General features: G+C 39.9%; 16 protein-coding genes and 1 pseudogene. 14 read left to right on the top strand and 3 right to left on the bottom strand.

The window, feature by feature from the left end:
* Nucleotides 1–75: 75 nt before the first annotated feature.
* The 10 genes and pseudogenes from V8V91_RS10975 (at nt 76) to pgk (ending at nt 9,366) form a co-directional block, all read left to right on the top strand.
* On the top strand, nt 76–1,818 hold the full coding sequence (locus tag V8V91_RS10975) for a ComEC/Rec2 family competence protein (protein WP_373400092.1): 1,743 nt from the start codon (nt 76–78) through the stop codon (nt 1,816–1,818).
* Between the two features lie 227 nt (nt 1,819–2,045).
* Nucleotides 2,046–2,822, top strand: a complete 777-nt coding sequence (locus V8V91_RS10970; RefSeq protein WP_373400662.1) for an enoyl-CoA hydratase/isomerase family protein — start codon at nt 2,046–2,048, stop codon at nt 2,820–2,822.
* A 158-nt stretch (nt 2,823–2,980) separates the two neighbouring features.
* Nucleotides 2,981–4,261 carry a RecQ family ATP-dependent DNA helicase gene (locus V8V91_RS10965; protein WP_373400091.1) on the top strand — a complete coding sequence of 427 codons (1,281 nt, stop codon included), beginning with the start codon at nt 2,981–2,983 and terminating at the stop codon, nt 4,259–4,261.
* A gap of 97 nt (nt 4,262–4,358) precedes the next feature.
* The gene (locus tag V8V91_RS10960) at nt 4,359–4,742 is read left to right on the top strand and encodes a RecQ family zinc-binding domain-containing protein (RefSeq protein WP_373400090.1); all 384 of its coding nucleotides are present in this window, start codon (nt 4,359–4,361) and stop codon (nt 4,740–4,742) included.
* Complete coding sequence (locus tag V8V91_RS10955) at nt 4,735–5,337, top strand: hypothetical protein (RefSeq protein ID WP_373400089.1); 603 nt, start codon at nt 4,735–4,737, stop codon at nt 5,335–5,337. The genes V8V91_RS10960 and V8V91_RS10955 overlap by 8 nt, the downstream gene beginning before the upstream one ends.
* Complete coding sequence (locus V8V91_RS10950) at nt 5,330–5,881, top strand: NUDIX hydrolase (RefSeq protein WP_074226240.1); 552 nt, start codon at nt 5,330–5,332, stop codon at nt 5,879–5,881. Before V8V91_RS10955 ends, V8V91_RS10950 begins: the two co-directional genes overlap by 8 nt.
* A complete protein-coding gene (locus V8V91_RS10945) occupies nt 5,881–6,312 on the top strand; it encodes an acyl-CoA thioesterase (protein WP_373400088.1) in 432 nt (143 codons plus the stop codon). Before V8V91_RS10950 ends, V8V91_RS10945 begins: the two co-directional genes overlap by 1 nt.
* Nucleotides 6,313–6,360: 48 nt before the next feature.
* Nucleotides 6,361–7,068: a tetratricopeptide repeat protein gene (locus V8V91_RS10940; protein ID WP_373400087.1), complete on the top strand. Its 708-nt coding sequence runs from the start codon at nt 6,361–6,363 to the stop codon at nt 7,066–7,068.
* Nucleotide 7,069: 1 nt separating this feature from the next.
* Nucleotides 7,070–8,034: pseudogene (locus tag V8V91_RS10935) on the top strand (L-threonylcarbamoyladenylate synthase).
* A 132-nt stretch (nt 8,035–8,166) separates the two neighbouring features.
* A complete protein-coding gene (gene pgk / locus V8V91_RS10930) occupies nt 8,167–9,366 on the top strand; it encodes a phosphoglycerate kinase (RefSeq protein ID WP_373400086.1) in 1,200 nt (399 codons plus the stop codon).
* Nucleotides 9,367–9,440: 74 nt separating this feature from the next.
* On the opposite strand, the gene V8V91_RS10925 is transcribed toward pgk, so the two are convergent.
* Nucleotides 9,441–10,298 carry an endonuclease/exonuclease/phosphatase family protein gene (locus tag V8V91_RS10925; protein WP_373400085.1) on the bottom strand — a complete coding sequence of 286 codons (858 nt, stop codon included), beginning with the start codon at nt 10,296–10,298 and terminating at the stop codon, nt 9,441–9,443.
* Nucleotides 10,299–10,361: 63 nt separating this feature from the next.
* Between V8V91_RS10925 and V8V91_RS10920 the strand changes: the two genes are divergently transcribed.
* A complete protein-coding gene (locus tag V8V91_RS10920; protein WP_373400084.1) occupies nt 10,362–11,255 on the top strand; it encodes a flavin reductase in 894 nt (297 codons plus the stop codon).
* 28 nt (nt 11,256–11,283) lie between these two features.
* On the opposite strand, the gene sppA is transcribed toward V8V91_RS10920, so the two are convergent.
* Nucleotides 11,284–13,050, bottom strand: a complete 1,767-nt coding sequence (gene sppA / locus V8V91_RS10915) for a signal peptide peptidase SppA (protein ID WP_373400083.1) — start codon at nt 13,048–13,050, stop codon at nt 11,284–11,286.
* A 71-nt stretch (nt 13,051–13,121) separates the two neighbouring features.
* Between sppA and folK the strand changes: the two genes are divergently transcribed.
* From folK to V8V91_RS10900, 3 genes are all read left to right on the top strand, one after another.
* Nucleotides 13,122–13,601 (top strand): 2-amino-4-hydroxy-6-hydroxymethyldihydropteridine diphosphokinase, encoded by a 480-nt coding sequence (gene folK, locus V8V91_RS10910; protein WP_373400082.1) that lies wholly within the window; start codon nt 13,122–13,124, stop codon nt 13,599–13,601.
* A 232-nt stretch (nt 13,602–13,833) separates the two neighbouring features.
* On the top strand, nt 13,834–14,331 hold the full coding sequence (locus tag V8V91_RS10905) for a hypothetical protein (protein ID WP_373400081.1): 498 nt from the start codon (nt 13,834–13,836) through the stop codon (nt 14,329–14,331).
* 130 nt (nt 14,332–14,461) lie between these two features.
* Nucleotides 14,462–15,406, top strand: coding sequence for a hypothetical protein (locus V8V91_RS10900; protein WP_373400080.1), 945 nt, complete (start codon nt 14,462–14,464; stop codon nt 15,404–15,406).
* Between the two features lie 79 nt (nt 15,407–15,485).
* Here the strand turns inward: V8V91_RS10900 and fabD are convergent, their stop codons facing one another.
* Complete coding sequence (gene fabD / locus V8V91_RS10895) at nt 15,486–16,361, bottom strand: ACP S-malonyltransferase (protein WP_373400079.1); 876 nt, start codon at nt 16,359–16,361, stop codon at nt 15,486–15,488.
* Between the last annotated feature and the right edge of the window lie 49 nt (nt 16,362–16,410).

The following is a 16,410-nucleotide window of genomic DNA, read 5'->3' as shown; positions in this document are numbered from 1 at the left end:
GGCTCTTTTTTTGCCCGAAAATCATTAACTTAATAATTAATTCAATTAAAAGTGCGGTTTTCGGATTTTCCATTTTTGAGATACCTCCCATTTTTTATCGCTGGGATTTTTGCGGGAAAAGCTTGGAACAATGATCCAAGTATCATCTTCATCGCTTTAATCGGTACATGGATCCTCTATGCAGGATTATTGATTTTTACTCCTCTTCATTTCAGGCAGTTAAGAAGTGCAGTACTTGGGTATTCCATGTTATTTCTTTTTGGGAATTGGATTTCTCTAAATGCCGTCAATTCGTATTCGAAAATTGCTTGGAATTCGGTGGATGGATATTTAGCCGAAGTGGTCAATTATGATGAGGAAAAACCTAATTCATTTGAAAATGTCCTAAAAATCAAATCCATCCATACCGATGGAGTCTGGGAGAATAGGTCGGGACAAGTAGTGATATATCATCAGTCGAAGATTCCTTTACTGCCGGGTAATGTGGTGTGGATCCCTTCCATTCCTGAAGCCATTTCATCTCCTAGGAATCCAAATGAATTTAATTATTCAGGCTATTTGGAAAGAAAAGGGATTTTATATCGACAATTTCTAAAGGAGGAAATCTATGTATTAAATAGTAGCTCTCCCTTCATTAGCATCTATTTTTTTAAACACCTAAGAAAGAGGCTAAGTGAGTTTTTGGAATCCAAAATCCCAGACAGAGCTTCCAATCAAATCGCTCAAGCAATTTTGCTGGGGCAAAAACAATTTTTAGAAAAGGACCTTAAGCAGGCTTATGGTCAGATTGGGGTCATGCATTTACTAGCTGTATCTGGCTTGCATGTTGGGATCATCTACGCACTATTGATGGTGGTCATCAAACCATTCGGATTAAAGAAAGTAGCCCTAAAAACCTATTTATGGTGGGTGATTGTTCTGATTTGGGTTTATGCGGTGTTAACAGGGATGTCTCCTTCCGTGGTAAGGGCTGCAATTATGTTTTCTTTGCTGATCCTAGGACAAATGAGGGAAAGAAAGCCTTCCATTTTTAATGTCCTGGCCTTTTCTGCAATGCTGATGATTACCTTTAACCCGGAGGTGATTTTTGAGGTGGGCTTTCAGCTTTCCTATTTGGCTGTAGCAGGAATTGTTTTGTTCCAACCAAAACTTCTCAGATTATGGCAGCCTGACTATCAATGGCAAGAATACTTGTGGCAACTATTGGTCGTAAGTATGGCAGCTCAGCTGGCTACTTTTCCATTGACTGTCTCCTATTTTCATTCTTTTCCTACGTATTTCTTGATCGGAAACTTATTGATCATCCCGATTACCTTTTTGGTTTTACAATTTGGGGTACCGCTTTTGTTTTTTGGATGGATACCCTGGCTTGGCGAGTTGTTAGGGTTTCTGGTCAGTAAATTAGTGACATTTCAAAACTTCTTAATTGTATCCATTCAAGGACTTCCCTTTTCAAATTTTGATAGACTGACTATTTCATTCTACTCCATGATCGGAGTTTGGTTAATGCTCTTGATTTGGGTTTCATGGGATTATTACCCAAAGCGAAAGCTGGTTTGGCTAGCCTTGATAGGGTGTTTTTCTTGGGCAGGCATTGCGGTGTATGCTAATTTCAAAAGCTCTCAGGAAGAACTGATCATCTATCATACATCCCAAGGGGTAATGCTTGATTACGCCTATTCAGGGAAGGTGAAAAGTTGGAATCAAGGTGTAAGGCCCCAGGATATCAGCTATCAGATTGACCCCTATCGGGTACTGAAAAACTGGGATGCAATCCCTGATTCTTTGTTTTTCATCAAGGAAGAGGGGGTGTTTTAAGGTTTCCTTTGGATAAATTTAGAATTGATCCTCAAGAAAAAATGCTCTTTTTAAAAGCCCCCCTTTCCTTAGCCATTCAAAAGTGGGAGAATGATCAATGGGTGGAATTGCCTACATCAAGTCAGATTTCCTTCGAAGGAGCTGCATTTCGGGTTCTTTTCTAGACCTTATTTTTGGGAAAGACTATTTATGAAAGTAAATTGATTATTCCTAAATCAAGTAGTTACATGACCCACGCTGTATTAACCCGAGTCGAGAACCGGATCGGTTTTATAAAACTAAATAGACCCGAAAAGCGAAATGCTTTAAGTCCTGAATTGATTTCTGGATTGCATCAGGCTTTTGTGGAGATGGAACAGCGGGAAGATGTCAAAGTAATTATTCTGGAGGCGGTGGGGAAAGCATTCTGCGCTGGTGCTGATCTAGCCTACCTTCAGGATCTACAGAATTATTCTTATGTGAAAAACTTGGAAGATAGCAATCATTTAAAAGAATTACTGACTTTGATTTATACCATGCCAAAAGTTGTGATTGCCAATATCCAAGGGCATGCATTGGCTGGTGGCTGTGGATTGGTGACCGTATGTGATTTTGCTTTTTCCGTTCCCAATGCACTTTTTGGTTATACAGAGGTAAGAATAGGCTTTGTCCCTGCCTTGGTTTCGGTATTTCTTGCTGAACAGATAGGCATGGCCAAAACCCAAGAGCTTTTACTTTCCGGTGAACTTATTTCCGCTGCAAAGGCAGCTGAATTGGGATTAATTACGGAAGTTTGCCATGATGAATTTTTGCAAAAAGGAGTGATGGATTTTGCCAATAAACTCATTGATCAAAATTCGGGGTTTTCCATGGCAGCAACCAAGACCTTACTTCGATCTATCAATCGGGATAAACGAGAGAAAGCCTTGTTAACCGCCTCCGAAGTCAATGCAAAAGCAAGATCCCATGAGGATTGCATCAAAGGGATATCATCCTTTTTGAATAAGAACAACCCAGACTGGTAATTGGAAAAACGTAGCAAGGAAATACTTCATAAGGTCTTTGGATTCGAAGATTTTCGACCCGTTCAGAAGGACGTTATCAATTCAGTTTTGTCCCATCATGATACGTTGGCTTTATTGCCAACAGGAGGAGGAAATCCCTGTGTTATCAAATACCTGGCTTGGTAAATGAGGGTATTTGCTTGGTAATCAGTCCTCTGATTGCTTTGATGAAAGATCAGGTAGATGCCTTGAAAGCAAAAGGTGTCAAAGCAGCAGCAATATTTTCCGGTATGAGTTACCGAGAGATTGACACGACCTTGGATAACTGCATTTATGGAGATTTTAAATTTTTATATGTTTCTCCAGAACGCCTCAAAGTGGATTTATTTATTGAGCGATTCAAGCAAATGCCAGTCAATCTTATTGCGGTAGATGAGGCACATTGTATTTCTCAATGGGGCTATGATTTCAGACCTCAGTACCTGGAAATTGGAGAAATAAGAAAGCATCATCCTGAGGTTCCCATTTTAGCTTTGACGGCATCGGCAACGGCAAAAGTATGTGAGGATATCAAGGATAAACTATTGATGAAAAACGAGCAGGAATTTCATCAAAGTTTTGCCCGTGAAAATCTAAGTTTTAGCGTTCGCCTTGTTGAAAATAAATTTGAAAAAGGAGTGGAGGTCCTCCAACGGGTAGCAGGGTCGGCAATATGGTATGTGAGAAACAGGCAGGCCACACATCAGATATCTAGTTCCTTATTGAAACTGGGCATTTCCGCATCTCCCTATCATGCAGGTATGACCATGACGGATCGTAATGCTGTACAGGCTTCTTGGATGGCAGACAAGACACGGGTGATAGTAAGTACTAATGCCTTTGGGATGGGGATTGATAAACCCAATGTTCGAGTGGTAATCCATACGGATTTACCCGAAAATATTGAGAATTATTACCAGGAAGCTGGGAGAGCTGGCAGGGATGGAGAAAAATCTTTTGCGGTTTTGATAAGCAATGTACAGGATTTTGAAGCTCTAATGGATAGAGCGGCTTTAGTCTATCCTCCCATAGATTTTGTCAAACGAGTCTACCAATGCCTTGCAAATTATTACAAGCTTGCGGTAGGGAGTAATATGTTCAGCAGTTTTGATTTCGTTTACCATGAATTTGCCCATAATTATGATTTAGGTGTTTTAGAGACTTTTTATGCGCTCAAGGTATTGGAGGAAGAAGGCTTTATTTCTTTGAATGAAAGTTTTTATGCCCCTTCCAGAGTCCATTTCTTGGTGGATCCAGCCAGGCTTTATGAAGTTCAAATTGCCTATGCGAATTTGGATCCGCTGGTAAAGGTCCTGCTTAGAACCTATGGGGAAATCTCTTTTCAGAATACCTTTCTATTCAAGAAGCAAAGCTGGCAAAAACACTTGAAATACGGGAAATTGATGTCATCAGTCGCTTAAGGAAATTGGCAGAACTGGAGGTGATGGATTATGATCAGAGAAAAGAGAAACCTCAATTGACTTTTTGACTCCACGATTCGATGCCGGGAAATTACCTTTGAACTTTAAACGCATTGAGGATAGAAGAGCATTGACCTTGAACCATGCCCAACAAATCATTGCCTATGCTCACCAGGATGCTCTTTGTAGAAGTCAGTTTATTCAGGAGTACTTTGGAGAGCGTACAGATCGAGAATGTGGAATCTGTGATTGGTGTATTAAAAATCGAAAATCTAAAGATCTGGCCTCCAGTGAAGAGAAACTGGAAAGAAGAGTCATTGAAACTATTATAGAGTTCGGAGGGTTAAATGAAAGTCAGTTATTGGCAAAACTTCAGCTACCTGCTTCCCCAGAATTGTTTTCGATCATTCGAAAATTAGAGGATTCAGGAAAGATCTCTTCCACTTCCTCAGGTAAATACGTAATTTCAAACTATGGGTAATTTCTTCGACGATTTGTTAAAAAAGGTTTTTCAGTCTTCTGAAGTAATGCCGGTTAACCATAAAGAAAATTTCATCATTAAAGAAAATGAGCTTCGGGAAGCTTTAGAATGGTCGCAGCGTGAGGATGGAAGGAAGTTTATGGAATTAATCAATAAGAATTACCATTTCAAAAAGGCTCAGATTAATAAGAATCCCCAAGTTCACATATTAGAGTCACCTTATGCGAATGGAATTGCGATAAGCTATGATTTGCCTTTTGATCCAAAATCTTTTTCACTGCTTTTCTTGGCTTTTAGCCAACGTGTTTTAGCTTTGGGTTACCGGCAAGTGAGTTTAGATCGGAAGTTTGAAGAAATAAACGACCAAGTGAAAATCACGGAGAAGTTTTATTTCAAGCCGCCGTTAAAATCATCAGATGATGGAGAGTTAATCTCTCAGTTATTTGGTAACATTACCCTAGAAAAAATAAGTATCGACAATACACCAAGTTTCATTAAGCTCTTGGTGACCATTTATTCAGATCGACTTTACAAAAACCCAAAACCTTTTGATCAATTTCTGGATTTACTATTTGAGGTAGACTACAATGGATAGAACGTTATTAAAAAGTCAGCTGGAAAAGTATCGAACTCCTTATGAAGAGGAATCGGCATTCATCAATTCATTTATTGAGTTGACAGAGGATCCTTTGGCCTATAAGAGAGAAAGGTTGGAGGGGCATTTCACTGCCTCTGCTTGGGTGGTTAATAGAAGAAGAACACATACCTTGCTGACGCTGCATAGAAAACTAGGAAGATGGCTCCAATTGGGAGGTCATGCAGACGGAGATGAAAATTTAATAGAAGTCGCCTTGAAAGAGGCCAAGGAGGAAAGTGGGTTGAAGTCCTTGGAGCTGGTAGATTCCACGATTTTTGATTTGGATAAACACATCATTCCGGAGCGTCCACATGTACCCGAACATTTCCACTATGACGTAAGGTATATTTTGGAGGCAGATATCAATGAGCCTTTACAGATCAGTGACGAAAGTATCTCCCTTGCTTGGATTACCTTTGATTCTGTTGTCGATATGATTGGGTATAATCCTTCAATCCTTAGAATGTTGGAAAAAACCAGTAAATCTGAAATTGTACTTTAATGCCTAAAGTAGAAGTTTCGGATATTATCGGTGAATTTCATTTCTCCATTCCTATACAAATTCGTTTCTCTGATATCGATGGTTATCAGCATGTGAATAATGGAATATATTTCAATTATTTTGAACATTCCAGAGCTGCTTTTTTGATGGATTCCTGTGGTTGGAATGTCATGGAGGTAGGAACTGTCGTGGCGCATGTGGGAATAGATTACTATCGTCCCATCCATTTGAGTGATCAAATCAGAGCCTATGTGAAATGTGTCAAAATTGGCAATACTTCTTTTGATTTAGTGCAATATATTATCGGAGTGACTTCGGATGATCAAGAGGTGGTGTTTTCCAAAAGTAACTGCACCCTGGTATCGGTGGACATGAATACAATGAGACCGGTACCTATCCCTTCCATCTACCGAAGTAAACTTGAAGGCTAGACAGCTTTCCACCTAGAGATTTCCTATCTTTGCCGAAAAAAATTACCTGTGAAAAGAATTTTAAGTATTTGCCTTTTGGCATTTGGAATAGCCAGCTGTAGTCCAAGTGAAGAAGAATTGTTTCAAGCTGGAATTGAAAAAATGGACCAGCAAGCTTGGGCAGAAGCGATTGTATATTTTGATCGTACCCTAGCGCAAAATCCTGAAAATGCCTCGGCCTTAAATGCAAAAGGTGTTGCTCTATTTCAGCAAGGCAAATACGAAGAGTCTATCCCAGTATTTACAGCTTCCATTGAAGCAGACAGTTCCTTATATAAACCTTGGTTCAACCGTGCTAATGCCAGCTTTGAGCTAGGTAAATTCAAAGAGTCATTGGCCGATTATAACATGGCAAATGGCTTAGACCAAACCCAAACAGATATTTATTACAACCGCGGTCTTGCCTTATTAGGTTTGGAGCAATATGAAGATGCGTTGCTGGATTTTGATGCAGCATTGCAAGTGAATCCAAACCAACCTTTGGTGTATTTTAACAGAGCAAAAGCTCAAATCGGAAATAATGATCCAGCAGGTGCCATGGAATCTTTGACCAATGCAGTCAACCTGGATCCAAGAAATGGAGCAGCATTTTACCTCTTGGGCGTCACACGCATGAGCGCCACTGGTGAAAAGGAAGAGGGGTGTGCCGATTTGAAAATGGCTTTAAGCCTTGGTTATACAGAGGCTAAAACTTGGATTGACGATTTTTGCGAGTAAAATGGCGATCATTGGTCAGGACATAGCGCAAGCAAAAAGCTTCCTCGATAAAAGTGAATTGGTAGCCATACCTACTGAAACAGTGTATGGTCTAGCAGGCAATGCCTTAAATGCTTCTGCGGTGACTTTGATTTTTGAAACGAAAAACCGCCCAAGTTTCGACCCTCTGATCATCCACACCTCTTCTTTGGAAAGAGTAGGAGATTTTGTGGAATCTATTCCTAAACCCCTGTATCAATTAGCTCAGACTTTCTGGCCAGGTCCATTGACCTTATTGCTTCCAAGAAAAGCATTGATTCCTGATCTGGTTACTTCTGGTATGGAAAGAGTGGCCGTGCGAGTTCCTCAGCATCCTCTGACCCAAGAATTGTTGGCGGCATTGGATTTTCCTTTAGCTGCACCTAGCGCCAATCCCTTTGGATATATTTCACCTACCACCGCTAAACATGTGGAAGCTCAATTGGGAGCAAAGATTCCGTATATATTGGATGGTGGAAGTTGTGAAGTGGGCTTAGAAAGTACTATTGTAGGGATGGAAGGAGATCAGGTTACCGTTTACCGATTGGGGGATTGGATGTGGTCGAAATAGAAGAAGTAGTAGGTTTAGTATCTATCAAAAGTCACAGTAGTTCGAATCCTCAAGCTCCAGGGCTTTTAGAAAGCCATTATGCTCCAAGAAAGCCGTTTATTTTGGGTGACTTAGATTCTTTGGTCCCACAATATAACGCTCAAAATATTGAATTTGCGGTGCTGAGTTTGTCCCGGGAAATTGAGCAACTAAAGCCAGAGCATCAGATTCAATTGAGTAAGAAGGGAGATTTAAGAGAAGCTGCCCAAGGCTTGTTTGCCAGTATGAGAAAGTTAGATGAGCTGGATGTGGAATTAATCTTGGCTGAGGAAATGCCTGCTCAAGGACTTGGAAATGCCATCAATGATCGTCTAAAAAGGGCCGCTGCAAAGGCTTGATGATTACTTTTTCTTTATCAAATTAAATTCAAATGCTCTGAAAGGCGGTATTTGATCTAATCTTTAATAAATTCACTTTCTTTTTGAAGATAATAGATTTTATTAAATCAAGATACCTATATATACCTACTTATGAATCCTAGAATCAAAAATGTAGATAACCTTAGCTTTGAAGGGAAAAAAGCACTTGTTCGAGTTGATTTTAATGTGCCATTGGATGATCATTTTCATGTGTCTGATGATACCAGAATTCAAGCAGCCCTACCCACCATCGAAAAGATTTTGAACGATGGGGGATCTGCAATTCTAATGTCCCACTTAGGAAGGCCAAAGTCTGGACCTGAGGATAAATTTTCTTTGAAATACATCGTTCTCACCTTAGAAAAAGCGCTGGGTAGACCTGTGAAATTTGCAGCAGATTGTATCGGTCAGGAAGCAGAATTACTTTCTGAGTCTTTGAAGCCAGGCGAGGTTTTACTATTGGAGAACTTGAGATTCTATAAAGAGGAAGAAAAAGGTGATCCTGAATTTGCCAAAAAATTGGCTAGACTAGGAGATATTTATGTAAATGATGCATTTGGAACAGCCCATAGAGCGCATGCATCTACTTCTATTATTGCGCAGTTTTTTACGGATAAGGTTTGTGGATACTTGATGCTTTCTGAATTGAAGAATGCGGATAAAGTACTCGGTAATCCTGAAAGACCTTATACTGCCATCATGGGAGGAGCCAAAATTGCGGATAAGATTTTGATCATTGAGCAGCTTTTGGAAAAAGTAAATAACCTGATCATCGGTGGAGGTATGTCCTATACATTTGCGAAAGCGCAAGGTGGATCTATTGGTGATTCCTTACAGGAGCCTGATAAAATGGATTTTGTTCTTGAATTGATGGATAAAGCCAAAGCAAAAGGCGTGAATCTTTACCTACCTGTGGATACGGTGATTTCCAAGGCATTTGCTAATGATGCAGAGCAGGGTTTAGCAGTAAGTGGAGAAATTCCTGACGGATGGATGGGCTTGGACATTGGACCAAAAACCAGAGAGTTATTTGCAGAGGTGATCATGGGTTCCAAAACTATTTTATGGAATGGTCCTATGGGCGTTTTCGAAATGGACTCATTTGATAAAGGTACCAAAGCAATTGCTGAAGCAGTGGTAGAAGCAACTAAAGCAGGTGCCTATTCTCTGATTGGTGGAGGTGACTCTGCTGCTGCCGTCAATAAGTTCGGTTATGGGGACGAGGTATCTTTTGTGTCAACAGGTGGTGGAGCATTATTGGAGCATATGGAAGGAAAAATTCTTCCTGGGGTAGCGGCGTTAGAACCTTAATAAATACTGCTAGAAAGATATAGGGCTGTTTACACAAGTAGACAGCCCTTTTTTAATGGAAAAGTTTTTAATCGTTAAAACTCCACTTCTACTAATACAGGGAAATGGTCTGAAGGATATTTTTTACCATAATTATCTGATAAAATGCCATGTCTAAGAACCGTAAGATCACCATTAACAAAAACATGATCTATAATCCCATCTGGCATATTCTCCCAATCAAATCCAGTGAATGTTCCAGCTGGACCATGGGAAGGAATCTTTGAAATTAATCGTGCATCTTTCCAGCCTTCTTGATTGGTGATGGTAGAATAAGCAGCATTTTCAGGAGTTACATTAAAGTCTCCCATTAAGATCACTGGAAGATTTTCGGTGTTCATTTTTTTCACTGTGGAAACCACCAGTTTACTACTTTCTTCTCTAGCCTGCTGCCCTCTATGGTCATAATGGATATTGAAAATGTAGAATTCCTTTCCGTTTCCATCTTCAAATTTCCCCCAGGTACAAATTCTGTTGAGGGCCGCATCCCAACCTTTGCTTGGTTTTTCTGGAGTGGGAGACAACCAAAATGTGCCATTTTCTAACAGTTTGAATTTTTCTGGGTTATACAAAATAGCTGCAAATTCACCCTTTTCAGTTCCATCATCCCTGCCGACTCCAATGTACGAAAAGGCTAGAGTATTGGCCAAATCTGTTACCTGATGATGAAGCCCTTCTTGAATTCCCACAAGTTCGATTTGATGGAATTGGATCAGACTTTTGATAGGAGGCAATCGGTCTGCCCAAAGGTTCCCAACGTCATTTTGATTGGCATATCGAATATTAAAGGTGGCAAAGTTATGAGTTTGTGCCTGGCTTGAAGTTTGAATCAAAAAGGAGCAGTTGACCAGTACTAAGGCAAATAATGTAAATTTAAACAGGGTTGATTTCATGAAAGGTGAACTTAATCTTTAGAAAAATATTTAAGATTTAAAATTGCGTTCTAATTTAAGAATATGAAAACCATCTATCCCAATGACCTCGCACCTGTGGAATTTCACGCGCTCCTTCAAGGGAGTATAGCTCCCAGGCCGATTGCTTTTGTAAGTACCGTAGATTTAAAAGGAAATGTAAACTTAAGTCCTTTTAGTTTCTTTAATCTTTTTAGCACCAATCCTCCCATATTGATTTTTTCCCCTTCAAGAAGGGTAAGGGATAATACCACCAAACATACCTTGGAGAATGTAAAAGAGGTTCCCGAGGTGGTCATTCATGTAGTCGGTTTCAATTTGGTGGAGCAAATGTCTCTAGCCAGCACAGAGTATGAAAAAGGAGTCAATGAGTTTGTGAAGGCAGGTTTGACAGAAATGCCATCTGCAAAGGTGAAACCACCCCGGGTAAAAGAGGCGCCGATAGCCTTCGAATGTAAAGTCAATGAGGTAAAGCCTTTGGGGGAAGTAGGTGGATCAGGGAACCTGGTAATCTGCGAAGTGATGGTTGCTCATATTTCAGAGGATATCCTGGACGAGTTAGGAAGAATTGATCCCCATAAATTAGATGCTGTAGCGAGGTTAGGAGGGAATTGGTATTCCAGAGCAAGTGGAGATTCCTTATTTCAAATTCCAAAACCTTTGAGAACCAAGGGAATTGGAATAGATCAAATTCCTGATGAAATAAAGAACAGTGCTATACTCACAGGAAATAACTTAGGTAGATTAGGGAATGTAGAACAATTGCCAACCCAGGAGGAGGTGGAGGCCTATTCCTCTCGTCCTGAAATCCAGGAAATTCGGCTTAGGTTTGTCAATGATGAAGAATCATGGCTAGATCACATTCACTTGTTGGCTCAGGAAAAATTGAGACTAGGGGAGATGGAGGAAGCTTGGAAAATATTACTTCAGAAGAGATGAAGAAAGCGGCTTTTTCAAGCCGCTTTCTTTATTTAATGATGTATTCCAAAGGCATCCTTACCTGAATCCCTTGGTAATTTTTCAGTTTTTGAGCTTGCTGATACAAGGTGAAGTTTTCACCCAACTCAGATTTTAGCATTTTTAGCTTCACATTTTCTCCAAAATCACTCATCAATTGCTCAAACCAAGGTTTCTTTTGAGGATAATAGACCACTCGGTAATCATCACCTGCATTGATCCGCTGTGCAGCTAATTCAATGGTATCATCTAAGCCCCCTAAGACATCCACCAAACCTCTTTCGATGGCTTGGTTTCCTGTCCAAACTCTTCCCGAAGCGACCGCCTTAACGTCTTCAGGGTTCATTCCTCTGCCTTTAGCAACTTTTGAGATAAAAGTCTCATATCCTTTCTCTACACTTGTTTGAACGATCTTACGCTCTACTTCTGTCAGATCACGAGTAGGGTTCATAAAGTCAGAAAGCTCGCCAGTTTCGACTACATCGGTCGTGATTCCAAGTTTGTCATTTAGGAAGTCTTTGGTGTTGAACCATAAACCAAAAATACCAATCGAACCAGTGATGGTGTTAGGTTGAGCGACAATAGTATCGGCAGGAGCCGAAATGTAATAGCCTCCTGAGGCAGCTACCTCGCCCATAGAAACATAGACTGGTTTCACTCTTTTTGCCTCAACCATCTCTCTCCAGATAACCTCTGAAGCCAGTACGGATCCTCCAGGTGAGTTTACTCTCAATACGATGGCTTTGATATTGTCATCTTTCCTTGCCTTTCGGATTTCCTTGGCAAACTTATCTGAGCTGATCACCCCTTCTGCATCTCCGCTGACGATCTCGCCTTCAGCCAAGATCACCGCAATCCTATTTCTGGAAGTAATGTTTTTAGATTTGACAGTGGTGTTTAACTTGGTGGCGTTGATGGTAGAAATAGTATCATCCTCAGATAAACCCAATTTCTCTCTCAATTTGGCATGGATTTCATCTTCATATGCCAAATCAGTGATCAAGTTATATGTCACAGCATCTTCAGGCTCACGGACGAGCATGAGGTTGTTTGTTTTGGTCAAAGAATCCAAATTGATGCCTCTGGAATCCGCAATGCCTTTTAATGCATTTGCATTGATGTCGGACAAAAATGCTTGAGTCTGAAGTCTGTTTTCATCAGACATTTTCTTTAAAATGAAAGGTTCTACAGCACTCTTGAATTCACCTACTCTAAATACTTCAGGCTTAATTCCTACTTTTTCAAATAAGCCCGTAAAAAACAATACATCTGAGGAATAGCCATTAAAATCAATTCCTCCCATAGGGTTCAGGTAAATTTCATCCGCTACGGATGCTAGGTAATAACCTCCTTCGGTGTATACCTCGTCATAGGCTAGAATAAATTTTCCAGAAGTTTTAAAATCTTCAAATGCTTCTCGAAGTTCTAAAAGGTTGGCTTGTCCAGCGAGCACGAATCCAGTGTTTAGGTAAATCCCTTTGATGCTTGGGTTGGTCTTTGCTTCTTCAATTGCCTTTTTGAGGTTGACCAGACCTGCCGTATTTGGTTGGCCAAGTACAGACCCAAAAATCGGAATATCTAAATCGTCTTCGCTGGTACGCTCTACAATGGTTCTTCCGTTGAGGTTAAGATGGAGAATGGTGTTTTCTTTCACTGTCACCTCCTCGTTTCCCGAGGCGGCAATCATGCCGATAATCCCGAAAGAAACAAGAATGCTTAAAACACTGAATATAATTAGACCCACAATTACTGCGAGTACATTACCTAAGAATCTCATATTTAGATTAAGTTAAGATGCGAAAATAACCTATTTTGGCGAATGATAATAAGTAGAATCATACGAATGACATGAAGTCAAAGGTTACTTTAATTTTAGGAGGAAATAGAGGGGATCGGGAGTTATTGTTAAATGCAGCAGTTAAATCTATAACGGACAGGAATACACTTTTGTTGAAGTCTTCTGTTTATGAAACGGAAGCATGGGGAGGAATCGCCGAAGGGCCTTTTCTAAATCAGGTGATTCAAGTCAAATCCTCGGTTGATCCCATGACTTTTTTAGGATTCATTCAGAAAATTGAAACTGATTTAGGAAGAAGAAGAGAAGAACATTGGGGCGACCGCACCATGGATATTGATGTGTTATTTTGGAACGACCGGATCATAGACACTCCGGAACTTAAAATCCCACACCCTTTTATGTCCCAGAGGAAGTTTGTGTTGATACCGTTGGCTGAAATTCTACCAGAATTTGTCCATCCGGTTCTAGGGAAAAGTACTTTGGAACTTTTGAAGGAATGTCAAGACCAAAGTGAGGTTAGAAAGGTTTAGAGTTCTTTATGTTTAAAGGCGCATTTCGGAAAGTGGAGAATTGAATCACTGTAGATTTCTCTATTTAAGACAAATGATCCGGAGGCATCTTGAAAGATTTTTGGGGATTGTTTTTTAGGTTTATTTGCATCCATATTAAATGATATATTTAACGATGTTTTCTGTTAGATTTACAATAGTCCTGATTTTTGTTTTAATGATTCCTTTCATTCTCAGGACGTTAAGCTATAGATTGGAGCCTTATCCAGCATTACTTTTTCCTGGTGGGGAGGGGATGGTTTCTGTTCCATTAGATTCAGCTATCACTAATTACCAATTTACAGAACTACATGGCTACCGAGAGGGAATCGGATGGGAGAAAATAGATGAGTTTGAACTTATAAAACCTGTTCCCCAACATTACCTCAGAAATATATTAAAACACAATATTGATCTGTTTGAAGATGAGGGAGCTCAACCTAAATCGAAGTCAACTTCAAAAGAGAAAGGGATTAAGTCAAAACTGTCTCCGATTTTGAAATTTTTACTGAGAAATCAAGAAAAGGAACTCTCGGAAAAAGATAGAAGTAATTCTACAGAATGGTTTGCAGGTAAGTTAAGAGCTCAGGGCTTTGAGCCATATAGGATTAAAATGGTGGATGTTGAGATCCTGTCCTACCCAAATGATGAGAAATTTGAAAAGATAATCACCGATGAAAAGATTATTAATCTTGGCGGAGACTTTAAATAAGGCTTTTGGGAGAGGGTAAGGATATCTACTGAGGTGTCCCAAGTGTCTTTATGGTTGTTGAGACCGATTGTAGGCGTCTATCTTTTAGTTATTTCATTGCCTTATTTTTCTTGGATAGGAGAGGTTCCAAATGTCTTTTTTATCCGCCATTGTTGAGTTTGCCCAATTTGTTAAATGGCTTTCCTCCAGCTTGGTTCTTTTTTTGATTGATATTCTGATCGGTATTTCTATTACACTGATAATTCTTGGTGTCAAGGCTAAATGGGCAACAAGAGCCTTGGTACTTTTACTCTTTACAGGATTTAATTTTCAATTTTCTATGGGGAAAATTGATCATACCATATTTCTGTTAATCTTTTTGAGTGGTATGTCTTTCGCTGGCTGGGGCTCTGGATTCGCTATTATCCCTGATAATCCCGTACCGAAAATTAATGTACAAAGATGCATGGCGCTTTTGGCTGTTCTGCTTTGTTTTGGGATGTTTACTGCTGGATCAATCAAAGCCGTGAATTGGATAGATTTTGATCCCTCAAGAAATGGATTCCTTCGTTGGTATTATTCCTCTATCTATGTCAAGCATTCAGATCTATTTTTTTCAGGCTCGTTAAATGCTTTGCCGTATGCGTGGCTTGATGCCTTTGACTGGGGAGGAGTGCTTTTCGAACTATCCGCATTTGTATTACTATTGGTTGGAAGGAAATTCTGGAAATTTTGGTTATTAGCTGCCTGCACCTTTCATCTATTTAATCTACTGATTTTGAATATTTCCTTTTCTTCGAATTTTATCTTTTATCTGGCTTTTCTGGATTTTGGGAAATATTATGATTGGGTTAAAAGACTATTCTCTAAGCCAATTATCGTATGGACTTCATCTGCCTTTCTGTTAATACTTGTGTACTTTAGATTTGCCTATATTTTTGATGTTCCCCATTTCAACTTGCTTGAATTCTTAAAAAAAGACAAGCTTTTCATGTACGTTGTTCTAGTTGTTTGGGCATCTGGAGTAGGAATTTTTGCTTACTCACTTTGGAGGGATTTAAAACTCGCAAAGAAAAATGGCATACAGAATAAATAGAGTTGAGTTACTGCTTAAATCCAAAAAAAGGTCTAAGCTTAACGGCTTAGACCTTTTGATTTAACTAAGAATTTTCAGATTATACTCCGGAAACCTCGGCTTCTGCATGAATTTTCTTGACCAATCCTTGGAGTACTTTTCCTGGGCCACATTCCACAAACTCGGTAGCTCCATCTTTCACCATATTTTGTACAGATTGAGTCCATTTAACAGGTGCAGTAAGTTGGGCAATTAGATTTGCTTTGATTTCTGCAACATCACTGACTGCTGTTGTACTTACATTTTGGTATACAGGGCAGATCGGCGAATTGAATTGAGTTGCTTCAATTGCCTTTTTCAATTTTTCACTAGCTGGCTCCATCAAAGGAGAATGGAAAGCTCCACCAACCGGTAGTGGTAATGCTCGTTTTGCTCCCGCCTCTTTCATTTTCTCACAAGCAATTTCAATCCCTTTGTTGGAACCAGAAATCACTAATTGACCAGGACAGTTATAGTTGGCTGGCACCACGATTTCATCCGTGATTCCTGCACAGATTTCTTCTACTTTTTCGTCAGCCAAGCCCAAAATCGCAGCCATGGTAGATGGATTGATCTCGCAGGCTTCCTGCATCGCCAATGCTCTTTGATACACCAATTTCAAGCCATCTTCAAATGCTAAGGTCCCATTTGCAACCAAGGCAGAAAACTCTCCTAGGGAATGTCCAGCTACCATGTTCGGAGCAAAATCGGGAGTGGTTTTAGCTATTACTACTGAGTGAAGAAAAATAGCAGGTTGGGTGACTTTAGTTTGCTTGAGCTCTTCAGCTATTCCGTCAAACATGATGTCTGTTATTCTAAAGCCTAAAATGTCATTGGCTTGCTCAAACAATGCTTTTGCTTGTGGATTTTCCTCGTAAAGGGCTTTTCCCATACCGGGAAATTGGGCGCCTTGGCCCGGAAAAACAAATGCTTTCATTCAATTGGATTTTGTTGTTGGGGCAAATATAAGGCTTTTCGACCAGCGG

This window comes from Algoriphagus halophilus (assembly GCF_041729275.1).
Classification (GTDB): Bacteria; Bacteroidota; Bacteroidia; order Cytophagales; family Cyclobacteriaceae; genus Algoriphagus; species Algoriphagus halophilus_A.
The sequence above is the reverse complement of the archived record's forward strand: the minus strand, read 5'-3'. Positions and strand labels throughout refer to the sequence as shown.